Consider the following 13,575-nt stretch of genomic DNA (forward strand, 5'->3'; position numbering starts at 1 on the left):
ATGCCTTCCCTGAACGACACCACACGCGGCCGGATCCTGTTCGGCGGCGACTACAACCCCGAACAGTGGCCCGAGGAGATCTGGGCAGAGGACGCGCGCCTGATGCGGGAGGCCGGGGTCAACTCCGTCACGCTCGGCGTGTTCTCCTGGGCGAAGCTCGAACCCCGGCCGGGCGTACGGGACTTCGGCTGGCTGGACCGGCTGATGGATCTGATGCACGAGCACGGCATCGGCGTGGTCCTCGCCACACCGACCTCCTCTCCCCCGCCGTGGCTGGGCCGGCTCCACCCCGAGACGTTGCCGCGCGACGAGAACGGCCAGGTGGAGTGGTGGGGCTCGCGCCAGCACTTCGCGCACTCCAGCGCCGTCTACCGCCGGTACGCCGCCGCCATCACCGAGGCCCTGGCGGCGCGCTACGCCCACCACCCCGCGCTCACGATGTGGCACATCAACAACGAGTACTGCACCTACGACTGGGGCGACGAGGCGGCGGCCGCGTTCCGCCGCTGGCTCCAGGGCCGGTACGGATCGCTGTCGTCGCTCAACTCCGCCTGGGGCAGCGCCTTCTGGGGTCAGAACTACGACGCCTGGGAGGAGGTCCTGCCGCCGCGCCGCGCCCACTATATGAAGAGCCCCACACAGGTCCTGGACTTCAAGCGCTTCACGTCGGACGCCCTGCTTGAGTGCTACCTCACCGAACGCGACATCGTCCGCTCCCACACCCCGCAGCTGCCGGTCACCACCAACTTCATGCCGCTCTGGTCGGGCCAGGACGGCTGGAAGTGGGCCGCCCAGGAGGACGTGGTGTCGGTGGACCTCTACCCCGACCCCAAGGACCCGCTGGGCGGCCAGTACGGCGCGCTCGTCCAGGATCTGACCCGCTCCGAGGCGGGCGGCGGCCCGTGGATGCTGATGGAACAGGCGGCGGGCCCGGTCAACTGGCGCGGCGTGAACCACCCCAAGCCCGCGGGCCTGGGCCGCCTCTGGTCCTGGCAGGCCGTGGCGCGCGGCGCCGACGCCGTCTGCTACTTCCAGTGGCGCCAGTCCCGGCAGGGCGCCGAGAAGTTCCACTCGGGGATGCTCGGCCACGCCGGGGCGGAGGGCCGCACCTTCCAGGAGGTCAAGCGCGTCGGCGCCGAACTGGCGCTGGTCGGCGGCAAGGTGAGCGGCACCCGCGTGCCCGTCGAGGTGGCGGTGCTGCACGACTGGGACTCCTGGTGGGCGGGGCAGCAGGACGGCCGCCCCTCCGCCCGCCTCGACCACGCGGAGGTGCTGCGCGCCTGGCACGCCGCTCTGTGGGAGGCGCATCTGCCGGCCGGCTTCGCCCACCCCGAGCACGATCTGTCGGCGTACAAGATGGTCGTCGTCCCGCACCTCTACCTCCTCACCGACCAGGCGATCGACAACCTCGTCTCATACGTACGTCAAGGGGGCACCCTCGTCTGCGGCTTCTTCACCGGGGTCGCCGACGAGGACGACCGGGTGCGGCCCGGTGGCATGGACGCCCGGCTGCGCGCCCTGTTCGGCATCCGTACCGTGCAGGAGTGGTGGCCGCTGGAGCCGGAGGCGAGCGTCGACTGCGGGGTGTTCAGCGGCACGCTGTGGTCGGAGGAGCTGACCGCCGAGGACGACGCGGCGGTGGAGGCCCGCTACCGGGACGGTGAACTCGACGGGCTCCCCGCGGTGCTCCGCCGGGGCCGCGCCTGGTATGTCTCCACGCTCCCCGCACCGTCCGCCCTGCGCGACCTGCTCGCCCGGGCCGCGGCACACGCAGGCGCACGGCCTCCCCTCGCCGGGCTTCCCCGGGAAGTAGAGGCCGTGCGCCGCGGCGCCCTGCTGTTCCTCCTCCACCACGGCCGCGGCGAGGTGAGCGTCGCGGTGCCCGGACGCCACCGCGAACTGCTGACCGGCCGGGCTGTCGAGGAGACGATCACCCTCGGGCGGTACGGGGTGGCCGTCCTGGAGGAGGCCGTGCGGTCGGAGGCCGGCGATCAGAGGCCGGCGGTCTGAACCAGGCGGTTCGGGGAGGACTTGGTCACCGTGAGGATGTCCTTCACCGACTTGTCGATAATCCAGTTGTACACCTGGCCGGGGGTCGCCGACGGGTGGTGCGACTTGACGAGGGCGGCCACACCGGCGACGTGGGGACTGGCCATGGACGTGCCGTTCAGCGCCGTGCTCCCGCCGCCGAGCCTGGCCGAGACGATGGCGGCTCCGGGGGCGTAGGCGTCCAGGCAGGGGCCGTAGTTGGAGAAGCTGGTCTCCTGGTCCTGGTGTTCGGTGGCCCCCACGGTGAGCACCCGGTCGGCGCTCGCGGGCGAGACGCCGCACGCGTCGGCCGATTCATTGCCCGCGGCGACCACCGGCAGGACACCGCGGTCCGAGAGCGCGGTGGCGGCCGCGTTGAGGGCGTCGCTCCGCGGGCCGCCGAGGGAGCCGTTGAGGACCGCGGGCTGCCTGGCGTTCTTCGCCACCCAGTCCATGCCGGCGATCATCCCGGCGTACGAGCCCCTTCCGTCGCAGCCGAGGACGCGGACGCTGACCAGGCCCGCCTGCCGGGCCACTCCGAAGTTCGCCCCGGCGACGGTCCCCGAGACGTGCGTGCCGTGACCGTTGCAGTCCTGGCCGTTCCTGCCGTCGCCCATCGCGTCGAAGCCGGGCCTGGCACGGCCGCCGAACTCCGCGTGGCCGTAGTCGATGCCGGTGTCGAGGATGTACGCCGTGACGCCGGCACCGGTGCTGCCGACGTTGTACTGCTGGTTGAGCGGGAGGTAGGGCTGGTCGATGCGGTCGAGGCCCCAGCTGGCGGCCGGGATGCGGTCCGAGCGCTGCGGGTCGGCGGTGACCACCGCGTCCTGCTCGACGGCCGCCACGTCCGGAAGGCCGCGCACGGCCGCGAGCTGGGTCGCGTCGAGCTTGGCGGCGAAGCCGTTCAGCACGCGCTCGTACTCGTGGAGCGGGGTGACGCCGACCTGCCGGGTGACCTTGGTGGCCGTCGCGGCGGTGTCGGACCGCAGGGTGACGATGTAGTGGTCCGGGATGGGGGCCGACGTGGTGCGCAGTGGTGCGGGGGTGGAGCGCGCAGGCTCCTTCGGGCTCGGCTGGGCGGCCGCGGCCGGGACGGCGGCGAGGGGGAGCAGCAAGATCAGCGCCGCGCAAGCACAGCGGGCGGAGAGCCTCATTCAGTACTCCGATCGGGAGTGTGTGCCACAAGGGACTCCTGCAAGAGAAGCAGTCCGCGCCCACATCGGAACATCACCCTCAGGAGTGATGTGACCACTTGCGGTAGCGAATCGCGAACGCGCCCCCGTCGCGAAGAGCGCGGCTGCGAAGGCGAGAAGGATGCCTCGCCGGACGCGGGCGGGTCAGGCGGGGGCGCTTCCCGAGCTGGCCCGCACCGTCAGTCGGGGGGCGATCAGCGTGACGTCGTCCTCGGTCCGCCCCGCCAGCTTGGCGACGATCCGCTCCACGGCCCTGCGGCCCATCTCCTCGGCGGGGATGGAGACCGAGGTGAGCCGCACGGACGCGTGCAGGGCCACCTGGTCCGGGCACACCGCGATCACCGACACGTCCTCGGGCACCGCGCGGCCCTGCTGGCGCAGCAGACCGAGCAGCGGCTCCACGGCCGACTCGTTCTGGACGACGAGGCCCGTGGTGCCGGGGCGTTCGTCGAAGACCCGGGCGAGCGTGGCCGCCGTCGGCCCGTACCCCGCCTCGCAGGGTCGGTGCAGCAGCCGCACCCCCAGCTCGCGGGCCTTGCCGCGCAGCCCGTCCAGGGTGCGCTCGGCGAAGCCGGTGTGCCGTTCGTAGACGGCGGGGGCCTCGCCGATGACGGCGATGTCGCGGTGGCCGAGCCCGGCGAGGTGCTCCACGCAGAGCGCGCCCGTCGCCACGAAGTCGAGGTCCACGCAGGTGAGTTCAGCGGTGTCGGCGGGCAGACCGATGAGCACCGCGGGCCGCGTGCTCCCGCGAAGCAGCGGGAGCCGCTCGTCGTCCAGCTCGACGTCCATGAGGATCATGGCGTCGGCGAGGCCGCTGCCGGTGACGCGGCGCACGGCCGCGGGGCCCTCGTCGCCGGTCAGGAGGAGCACGTCGTAGCCGTGGGTGCGGGCCGTGGTGGCGACGGCGATGGCGATCTCCATCATCACCGGTACGTACATGTCGGTGCGCAACGGCATCATCAGGGCGATGACGTTGGACTTGCTGCTCGCCAGGGCGCGGGCGCCCGCGTTGGGGTGGTAGCCGAGCTGCTGGATGCTGCGTTCGACGCGCTCCCGGGTGCCGGTCGAGATCGACCGCTTGCCGCTGAGGACGTAGCTCACCGTGCTGGCCGAGACTCCGGCGTGCTTGGCGACCTCGGCGAGGGTGACCATGCGGCTCTCCTGGGTTGGGCGACGGGACGGTGACGGTGCGACCGACCCTAAGGGGGCGCCCTTGGCCTGTCCACACGTTGAGTCGAAGCGCTTCGACTCCGCTGAGCAGGGGCGGGGCGCCCCGCCGGGCGGCTATACCGCCGGGTGCGCGTTCTTCAGGAGCTCCTGGAACTGGGCCGAGAACCACTGGCCCGACAGCGGGGCGTCGGGCAGGGCGCCCGTCCTGTTGTAGTTGTTGCGGGCGTTCCCCTCATAGGTGGGGTCGCACATCCGGTCGAAGCCCTTGCCCTCGTCGTTCGGGATCTCCTTGCTGGAGCCGTCGGACTCACCCGGCGGCTTCATCCACACATAGGCGTCGATGCCGGGCTCCGGTGCGGCCTTCGGGCGTTCGCCGAGGCCCGCGCCGGACTGGTTGCACCAGTTGCCGAGGTGGATGCGGCGGTCGAAGCGGCCGCCGTTGACGTAGGAGTCGACGTCCGTCGCCGGGCCCGGCCGGGTGGGACGTGCCGTGCCGCCCCAGCCGTTGCGGGAGGTGTCGATGAGCATGCCGATGTCGGACCGGAAGCCGGTGGACACCAGCTGGTTGCGGAAGGCCTGGGCGAAGGACAGCTCGTCGGTGTAGCGGTTCCAGTCGACCCACTTCGACTCGCGGACCGAGCGGCCCCCGACGGTGTCGCCGATTCTGAAGTGGTCCTCCTTCAGCGCGCTGTAGTTGGCGGTGTTGGTGATGAAGCCGTGGACGTTGTCGACGGTGCTGCCCTCGGCGGTGGCGGCCTGCCGGAAGAGCTGCGCGGAGGCGGCGAAGTTGTCGTCCCAGCCGATCCAGCCGTGGTGGGCGGCGTCGACGTAGTTGTAGACGTTGGGGACGGCGCCGAGCTGCTTGAGGGCGTAGCCGACGCCCTTCACGTAGTTGCCGTTGGCCTTCATCACGTCGCAGTTGGGGGTCGCGGTGGGGCGGCCCGAGGTGTTGGTGACGAGGTTGGGCAGCGAGTCGATCTCGACGGTCGTCACGATGCGGAGGTTCGCGTACTTCGATTCGCCGAGGATTCTCGCGATCGGGTCGATGTAGTCCCGCTTGTAGCGGTCGATCTCGGTGGGGCCGAGTTCACCGTTGGAGGCGAGGGCCGCGCAGTCCCGGCCGGGCAGGTTGTAGATGACCAACTGCACGACTCCGGCGCGCTGTTGCAGGGCCGCGTCGAGGTGCTGGCGCAGCCCCATCTTGCCGTTGCCGCCCGCGATCGCGGCGATCCGGTCGAGCCAGACGCCGGTGGGCTGCTGGGAGACGGCGCTGCCGCCCGGCTCGGCGGCGGCCTTCTTCGACCACTCGGGGTTCACGTACACCTTGGCGCCCGCGTACGGGTTGTCGACGCGGGCGGCGGCCGCGGCCCCGCCGCTCTCGCCGGTCAGGGCGACGGCGGTGCCGCCGCTGACGGCGAGCAGGGTGGAGAGAGCGAGCAGGAGGGTGCGCGATCTCTGGTGGGTGCGTATGCGTGTGCGGCTCATGTGGGGTCCGGTGCCTCTCAGGTGTCGAGGGCGCGCAGATGGTCGCGCAGCCCGATGCCGAACGGGGTGGGTGTGCCGTCGTAGGAGCGGATCAGGGCCGGGCCCGATGAGCAGTCCCAGGCGTTCCAGGTCCAGCCGAGGTACGAGAGCGCGCGGTCGTCGAACCACTTCATGACGCGGTCGGTGAATCCGTGCGCGCAGGTGTTCTCGCCGACCTCGCCCGCGACGAGCGGGACGCGGGCGGCGACGGGGGCGAGGGTGCGGTCCCAACAGGCTTCGTCGGAGCAGGTGTTGAAGTTGTAGACATGCCAGGCAGCGGCGAGATTGCCGGCCGGGTCGTGGGGCGCGTGCCGCAGCCAGCCGCTGAGGTCGTTGGAGTACGCGATGCCTGCGGCCAGGACGAGGTTGCGGGCGCCCGTCTTGCGTACGGCGACCAGGAGGTCCTGCATCCCGGCGACCTCGTAGCCGATGCCGGGACAGGTGCCGCCGTCGCGCCAGCAGGTCCACGCCTGGGCGGTGGTGGGGGTCGCGCGGTCCGGGTAGGGCTCGTTGAAGAGGTCGAAGACGACCTCGGGGTCGTCCTTGTAGGCGGTCGCGACCGAGGTCCAGAACGCGGGGGTGTACGCGGCGTTGGGCATCGGCTTCTGGCAGCCGGCGTGCACGTCGTGGCAGCCGGCGGAGTTGCCGGTGTACTGGCCGTACGACCAGTGCAGTTCGAGGATCGGGGTCATGCCGTGGGCCTGGACGCGCCGCACGAGCGCGTCGATGGCGGAGCGGTAGTTCGCGCCCCGGTAGCGGGGGTCGATGTTGGCGGTGCCGAGCCAGCACTCCTCGTTGAGCGGGATGCGTACGGTGTTGGCGTTCCAGTCCGCGATGGCCTGCACGGAGGCGTCGTCGACGGGGCCGTCGAAGATGCCCCAGCCCTGGACGCAGGCGAACTCACCGCCGGAACGGTTGACTCCGAGGAGTCGGCGGGCGGTGCCCTGCTCGTCGACGAGGCGGTTGCCCTCGGCGTGCAGGACGGGCGGCGGCGCGGCCGCGGCGGGGAGCGCGGGTGCGACGGGGAGGGCGGACGCCGGTGTGGTGAGACCGCCGGCGACGAGCAGGACGGCCAGCACGGCGAGCGTGCGGAACAGCCGCCGGGAATGTCCCATGAGCGTCTCCTTGTCGGTCGGTAATCACAGGTGCCTGACGAGAAGTCACCGCGGGGAAGAGAAAAGGTTGCCGGGTTCCCCAAGAAACTTCCGCGCCTTCCCCGTCGAATGAATTCGACAACTCGATGCGCGCGAGCACCCTTGACAACCCCAAGTCACGGAAGGACTTTGGGAGCGCTCCCATCCCCCTTGGCAGATCCCGGGAAGGTCTCTGGAAGATCTCTGAAAGAAGGGCACCCGCATGCACTCTTTACCTGACCCGGCCGAATCCAGACAGGCCGTCAGCCGCCGTCGCGTACTGGCCATCGGCGCGGCAGCGGCCGCGATGCCGGTCCTCTCGACGCTCGACCCCGCAGCTCAGCAGGCCCACGCCGGGGAATCGTCGGCTGCGGCCACCCCGTACGAGCAGCGCTTCCTCGATCTCTACGGCAAGATCACAAATCCCGCGAACGGCTATTTCTCGCCGGAGGGCATTCCGTACCACTCCGTCGAGACGCTGATTGTCGAAGCCCCCGATCACGGGCATGAGACGACCTCGGAGGCGTACAGCTATCTGATATGGCTACAGGCCATGTACGGCAAGGTCACGGGCGACTGGAGCCGGTTCAACACGGCGTGGGAAACCATGGAGAAATTCATGATCCCCACGCGCGCGGACCAGCCGACGAACAGTTTCTACAATGCGTCGAAACCGGCTACGTACGCGCCCGAATGGGACGTTCCCGCCCAGTACCCGGCCCGCCTCGACCCGTCCGTCGCCGCCGGCGCCGACCCCCTCGCGGCCGAGCTGCGCGGCGCGTACGGCACCGACGACATCTACGGCATGCACTGGCTCCAAGACGTCGACAACACATACGGCCTCGGCGGCTCGGGCACCGCCCCGACGTACATCAACACCTTCCAGCGCGGCCCCCAGGAGTCGGTCTGGGAGACGGTCACGCAGCCGTGCCGCGACGACTTCGCCTACGGCGGCCGCAACGGCTACCTCGACCTCTTCACCGGCGACGCCTCGTACGCCAGGCAGTGGAAGTACACCAACGCGCCCGACGCCGACGCGCGCGCCGTGCAGGCCGCGTACTGGGCGCACAAGTGGGCCACCGCGCAGGGCAGGCAGGCGCAGGTCGCGGCGACCGTCGCGAAGGCCGCGAAGATGGGCGACTACCTGCGCTACGCGATGTTCGACAAGTACTTCAAGAAGGTCGGCGACTGCACGTCGCCCTCCGGCTGCGCGCCCGGCAGCGGCAAGAACAGCGCGCACTACCTCCTGTCCTGGTACTACGCGTGGGGCGGCGCCCTGGACACCTCGGCGGGCTGGGCCTGGCGCATCGGCTGCAGCCACAGCCACGGCGGCTACCAGAACCCCCTCGCCGCGCACGCCCTCTCCTCGTACGCGGCCCTGGCGCCCAAGTCGGCCACGGGCAAGGCGGACTGGGCGCAGAGCCTCAAGCGGCAGCTGGAGTTCTACCGCTGGCTGCAGTCCACCGAGGGCGCCATCGCGGGCGGCGCGACCAACAGCTGGCAGGGCCGCTACGCGACACCCCCGGCCGGCACGCCCACGTTCTACGGCATGTACTACGACGAGAAGCCCGTCTACCACGACCCGCCGTCGAACCAGTGGTTCGGCTTCCAGGCGTGGTCGATGGAGCGGGTCGCCGAGTACTACCACCAGACGGGCGCGGCGGACGCCAAGGCCGTCCTCGACAAGTGGGTGAACTGGGCGCTGGCGCACACGACCGTCAACGCGGACGGGACGTACCTCTTCCCCTCGACGCTCGGCTGGTCCGGGAAGCCGGACACCTGGAACCCGTCCCGTCCGGGGGCCAACGCGGGACTGCACGTCTCGGTCGTGGACCGCACCAACGACGTGGGCGTCGCGGGCGCCTACGCGCGCACGCTCGTCTACTACGCGGCCAGGTCCGGCCACGCCCGGGCCAAGGCGACCGCCAAGGCGCTGCTCGACGGCATGTGGACGCACCACCAGGACGCCCGGGGTGTCGCGGTGGCGGAGAAGCGGGCCGACTACAACCGCTTCGACGACGCGGTGTACGTGCCGGGCGGCTGGAACGGCACCATGCCGAACGGCGACCCGGTCAACTCCTCGTCGACCTTCCTCTCCATCCGCTCCTTCTACAAGAAGGACCCCGACTGGTCGAAGGTGCAGGCGTATCTGGCGGGCGGCAACGCGCCCACCTTCACGTACCACCGGTTCTGGGCGCAGGTGGATGTCGCGCTGGCCATCGGCGCGTACGCGGAGCTCCTGGAGCCCTGATCCCCGGGGCCGCCCCTGTCTTCCCCGTCCGACGTGCGAAGGGACCCTCCACCATGCCTGCTGTGCCCCGCGCGCACAGAGCGCGCGTACTTCCCGCTCTCCTCGGTCTGCTCGGCGGACTGCTCGTCGGCGGTCCGGTGGCGACCGCCGACGACCACGCCCCGGCTGCCGCGGCGGCCGAGACGTACGACTGGAAGAACGTGCGCGTCGACGGGGGCGGCTTCGTCCCCGGCATCGTCTTCAACCGCTCCGAACGCGATCTCGCCTACGCCCGCACGGACATCGGCGGCGCCTACCGCTGGCAGGAGTCCGCCAGGTCCTGGAAGCCGCTGCTCGACTCGGTCGGCTGGGACGACTGGGGCCACACCGGCGTGGTGAGCCTCGCGTCCGACTCCGTCGACCCGGACCGGGTGTACGCGGCGGTGGGCACGTACACGAACGACTGGGATCCGGGCAACGGCGCCGTGCTGCGCTCCGCCGACCGGGGCGAGACCTGGCGCAAGGCCGACCTGCCGTTCAAGCTGGGCGGGAACATGCCGGGCCGTGGCATGGGCGAGCGCCTGGCCGTCGACCCGCACGACAACGACGTGCTCTATCTGGGGGCGCCCAGCGGCAAGGGGCTGTGGCGCTCCACGGACGCGGGCGCCACCTGGAGGCAGGTGACGAACTTCCCCAACCCCGGCAACTTCCAGCAGGACCCGAGCGACACGAGCGGCTACAACTCCGACAACCAGGGCATCGTCTGGGTCACGTTCGACGAGTCGACGGGGTCGGGCGACACGAGGACACAGACGCTTTATGTGGGCGTCGCCGACAAGGACAACTCCGTCTACAAGTCGACGGACGGCGGAGCCAGTTGGACGCGTGTCGCCGGCCAGCCGACCGGTCTGCTCGCCCACAAGGGCGTCCTCGACGCGGAGAACGGCTATCTCTACCTCGCGTACAGCGACCGGGCCGGCCCCTACGACGGCGGCAAGGGACAGGTCTGGCGGTACGCGACGAGGACCGGCGAGTGGAAGAACATCAGCCCGGTCGCGGAGTCCGACACGCACTACGGCTTCAGCGGGCTGACCGTCGACCGGCAGCACCCGGGCACCGTCATGGTCACCGGCTACAGCTCCTGGTGGCCCGACACGCAGATCTTCCGCACCAAGGACAGCGGCGCCAACTGGACGTCGGCGTGGGGCTACTCCTCGTACCCGACGCGCGAGAACCGCTACACCATGGACATCTCCTCCGTCCCCTGGCTGTCCTGGGGCGCGAACCCGTCGCCGCCCGAGCAGACCCCGAAGCTCGGATGGATGACGGAGGCCCTGGAGATCGACCCGTTCGACTCGGACCGGATGATGTACGGCACGGGCGCCACGGTCTACGGCACGGAGGACCTCACCAAGTGGGACGCCGCGGGCGGCAAGTTCACCATCACGCCCATGGTGAAGGGCCTGGAGGAGACCGCCGTCAACGACCTCGCCGCTCCCCCGTCCGGGGCGCCGCTGCTCAGCGCGCTCGGCGACATCGGCGGCTTCCGCCACACGGACGTCACCAAGGTGCCACCGCTGATGTACACATCCCCGAACTTCACGTCCACGACGAGCCTCGACTACGCCGCGGCCAAGCCGAACACGGTGGTACGGTCCGGCAACGCCGACGCGGCGCCCCGCGTGGCCTTCTCCACGGACAACGGCGCCACCTGGACGGGCGGGCAGGAGCCTTCGGGCGTCACGGGCGGCGGCACCGTCGCCGCGGCGGCCGACGGGAGCCGCTTCGTGTGGAGCCCGGAGGGCGCGGGCGTGCACACCGCCTCCGGCCCGGGGTCGTCGTGGACGGCCGCCAAGGGCATCCCGCAGGGCGCGGTGGTCGAGGCGGACCGGGTCGACCCGAAGAGGTTCTACGGCTTCAAGTCCGGTGTGTTCTACGTCAGTTCGGACGGCGGCAGCACCTTCACCGCGAAGGCGTCGGCGGGCCTGCCCACCGAGGGGCCCGTGAAGTTCCAGGCCGTACCCGGCAAGAAGGGTGACATCTGGCTCGCGGGCGGCAAGGCGGGCGGCACCTACGGCCTGTGGCACTCCACGAACGGCGGTACGAGCTTCACCAAGGTCGGCGGCGTCCAGGAGGCCGACACCATCGGCTTCGGCAAGGCGGCGCCCGGCGCCTCGTACCAGACGCTCTACACCAGCGCGAAGATCGGCGGCGTGCGCGGCATCTTCCGCTCCACGGACGCGGGCGCGAGCTGGGTGCGCGTCAACGACGCGCGGCATCAGTGGGGTTGGACGGGGGCCGCCATCACCGGCGACCCGAAGATCTACGGCCGGGTGTACGTGGCGACGAACGGCCGCGGCATCGTCTATGGCGACACCGCGGCCCGGTAGCCGTACGGGCCGGTGGGTTCAGGGAGTGGCGACCGTGGGACGTGGCGCGGTCGCCATTCCGTTTCCTATGAAGAAGCTCGGGTGCGGGGGCTGGTTGTAGGCCGTATTTTGCCAGGCCAGCGCCGTGCGGTACTGGGTGTCCTGAAGGAGGGTCGTGATCCGGGTGTTCGTCTGGTGTGGGGTCGAGTAGATCCGCAGGGCGCGATTGTCGGAGGTGCGCCAGACGACTTCCTCACGCCAGTCGCCGAGGATGTCGCCGGAGAGCGCGGGCGTCGCCTTCGTACCGTTGTTGGCGGAGACGGACGCGCCGGTCAGCAGGCGGGTCTCGCCGCCGGTGCCGTACTTGTCGACACGCGTGCCGTCGAGCAGTTCGCGGGTGGTGTCGCCGTCCCACCAGCTCAGGAAGTTGACGCTGGACGGCTCGCGCCCGACCGAGGCGCCGGAGGGCGAGCGCAGGGTGGTGTCGGACGCGGACCAGGACTCCGCGCCCGGGGAGCCCGCGTGGACGTCGGCGGAGACACCGCGGCCGTTGTCGACGCCCGACGCGGTCCGCCACAGGATCTGTCCGGTGCGGGCGTCTGCCATCCAGGAGCCCGGCTTGGAGCTGTCCTCGGACACCTTGAAGTATTCGAGTCCGGCGCGGGACGGGTCGAGATCGCCGACATGACCGGCGTCGCCGTGTCCGAGCTTCGTCGTCCACAGCCCGTGGCCGTTGTCGTCGACGGTCATGGCGCCGTAGACGATCTCGTCCTTGCCGTCCTTGTCGACGTCCGCGACGGACAAGCTGTGGTTGCCCTGCCCGTCGTACCCTTTGCCCGTATTGGTCGAGGAGTCCGTGTCGAAGGTCCAGCGGCGTGTGAACCGGCCGTCGCGCCAGTCCCAGGCGGCGATGACGCTGCGCGTGTAGTAGCCGCGCGCCATGATCAGGGACGGCCGTGAGCCGTCCAGGTAGGCGGTCGCCGCGAGGAAGCGGTCCACGCGGTTTCCGTAACCGTCGCCCCAGGAGGCGACGTTGCCGCGCGCCGGGACGTAGTCGACGCTCTGCATGGCGGCGCCGGTCCGGCCGTCGAACATGGTCAGGAACTCGGGCCCTGCGAGCACGTACCCGCTCGCGTCGCGGTGGTCGGCCGACGCGCTGCCGATCGTCCTGCCGGTGCCGTCGACGGTGCCGTCCGCGGTCTTCATGGCCACCTCGGCCCTGCCGTCGCCGTCGTAGTCGTACACCTGGAACTGCGTGTAGTGCGCGCCCGAGCGGATGTTGCGCCCCAGGTCGACGCGCCAGAGCCGGGTGCCGTCCAGCTTGATGCCGTCGATGACGGTGTTGCCGGTGACGCCGGCCTGCGCGTTGTCCTTGGCGTTGGTGGGCTGCCACTTCAGTACGAAGTCGAGCGCGCCGTCGCCGTCCAGGTCGCCGACGGACGCGTCGTTCGCCTCGTACGTGTAGCCGGAACCGCCCGCGGGCGGGCTGATCGGCACGTCCTTGTACCCGCCGCGGAACTGGACGGCGTGCACCGAGTCGCCCCGCTCGACGCCGCCCACGACGGCGCGGACGGTGTAGTCGGCCGAGTCGGGCGCCCCGGAGTGGAAGTAGTTCGTCGAACCGGTGACGGGCGACGCGTTGACCTTCGTACCGCCCCGGTAGACATTGAAGGCGACATCCGTCGGGTCGGCGGCGAGCCAGCGCCAACTGACCAGGTTGCCGCCGCCGTTGTGGACGCTGACGACGCCGCGGTCGAGCCGCTCGGCCTGCCGGGCGGCCGGTGCGGCGGACGCCGTCGACGACGCCCCGGGCAGCGCGACGAGCCCGGCGGCGGCGACCGCCCCGGCTGCGGCGGCGGCGAACGCCAGGCGCGTCGTCCTGCGTCTGCGGTGATGAAGCGGGTTGCGCACGGGGGCCTCCCGGGAGG

7 protein-coding genes and 1 pseudogene are annotated in these 13,575 nt (G+C 71.0%); 3 read left to right on the forward strand and 5 right to left on the reverse strand.

Annotated features, from left to right (window positions below; translation table 11 throughout):
• Positions 1-2,010, forward strand: coding sequence for a beta-galactosidase (locus ACWDVB_RS05570; protein WP_451514276.1), 2,010 nt, complete (start codon positions 1-3; stop codon positions 2,008-2,010).
• On the opposite strand, the gene ACWDVB_RS05575 is transcribed toward ACWDVB_RS05570, so the two are convergent.
• From ACWDVB_RS05575 to ACWDVB_RS05590, 4 genes are all read right to left on the reverse strand, one after another.
• Positions 1,992-3,182 (reverse strand): S8 family peptidase, encoded by a 1,191-nt coding sequence (locus ACWDVB_RS05575; protein ID WP_451514167.1) that lies wholly within the window; start codon positions 3,180-3,182, stop codon positions 1,992-1,994. The genes ACWDVB_RS05570 and ACWDVB_RS05575 overlap by 19 nt on opposite strands.
• Before the next feature lie 183 nt (positions 3,183-3,365).
• Complete coding sequence (locus tag ACWDVB_RS05580; RefSeq protein WP_451514166.1) at positions 3,366-4,373, reverse strand: LacI family DNA-binding transcriptional regulator; 1,008 nt, start codon at positions 4,371-4,373, stop codon at positions 3,366-3,368.
• A gap of 132 nt (positions 4,374-4,505) precedes the next feature.
• Positions 4,506-5,876 (reverse strand): glycoside hydrolase family 6 protein, encoded by a 1,371-nt coding sequence (locus tag ACWDVB_RS05585; RefSeq protein WP_451514165.1) that lies wholly within the window; start codon positions 5,874-5,876, stop codon positions 4,506-4,508.
• 17 nt (positions 5,877-5,893) lie between these two features.
• Entirely contained in the window at positions 5,894-7,030 is a 1,137-nt protein-coding gene (locus tag ACWDVB_RS05590) for a glycoside hydrolase family 5 protein (protein ID WP_451514164.1), read from the reverse strand.
• 400 nt (positions 7,031-7,430) lie between these two features.
• On the opposite strand from ACWDVB_RS05590, the pseudogene ACWDVB_RS05595 reads away from it, so the two are divergent.
• Together ACWDVB_RS05595 and ACWDVB_RS05600 are read left to right on the forward strand one after the other, a co-directional pair.
• A pseudogene (locus ACWDVB_RS05595) lies at positions 7,431-9,299 on the forward strand (glycoside hydrolase family 48 protein); the annotation flags it as partial.
• Positions 9,300-9,352: 53 nt separating this feature from the next.
• On the forward strand, positions 9,353-11,668 hold the full coding sequence (locus ACWDVB_RS05600) for a WD40/YVTN/BNR-like repeat-containing protein (protein WP_451514163.1): 2,316 nt from the start codon (positions 9,353-9,355) through the stop codon (positions 11,666-11,668).
• Between the two features lie 18 nt (positions 11,669-11,686).
• Here the strand turns inward: ACWDVB_RS05600 and ACWDVB_RS05605 are convergent, their stop codons facing one another.
• Positions 11,687-13,558, reverse strand: coding sequence for a rhamnogalacturonan lyase (locus ACWDVB_RS05605; protein WP_451514162.1), 1,872 nt, complete (start codon positions 13,556-13,558; stop codon positions 11,687-11,689).
• Positions 13,559-13,575: the final 17 nt, after the last annotated feature.

It is taken from the genome of Streptomyces sp. NPDC003379, from assembly GCF_053589195.1.

Bases quoted from the DNA above. Each gene is read 5' to 3' on its own strand.
- ACWDVB_RS05575 (WP_451514167.1), bottom strand. From the start codon at position 3,182: ATGAGGCTCTCCGCCCGCTGTGCTTGCGCGGCGCTGATCTTGCTGCTC.
- ACWDVB_RS05600 (WP_451514163.1), top strand. From the start codon at position 9,353: ATGCCTGCTGTGCCCCGCGCGCACAGAGCGCGCGTACTTCCCGCTCTC.
- ACWDVB_RS05590 (WP_451514164.1), bottom strand. From the start codon at position 7,030: ATGGGACATTCCCGGCGGCTGTTCCGCACGCTCGCCGTGCTGGCCGTC.
- ACWDVB_RS05580 (WP_451514166.1), bottom strand. From the start codon at position 4,373: ATGGTCACCCTCGCCGAGGTCGCCAAGCACGCCGGAGTCTCGGCCAGC.
- ACWDVB_RS05585 (WP_451514165.1), bottom strand. From the start codon at position 5,876: ATGAGCCGCACACGCATACGCACCCACCAGAGATCGCGCACCCTCCTG.
- ACWDVB_RS05570 (WP_451514276.1), top strand. From the start codon at position 1: ATGCCTTCCCTGAACGACACCACACGCGGCCGGATCCTGTTCGGCGGC.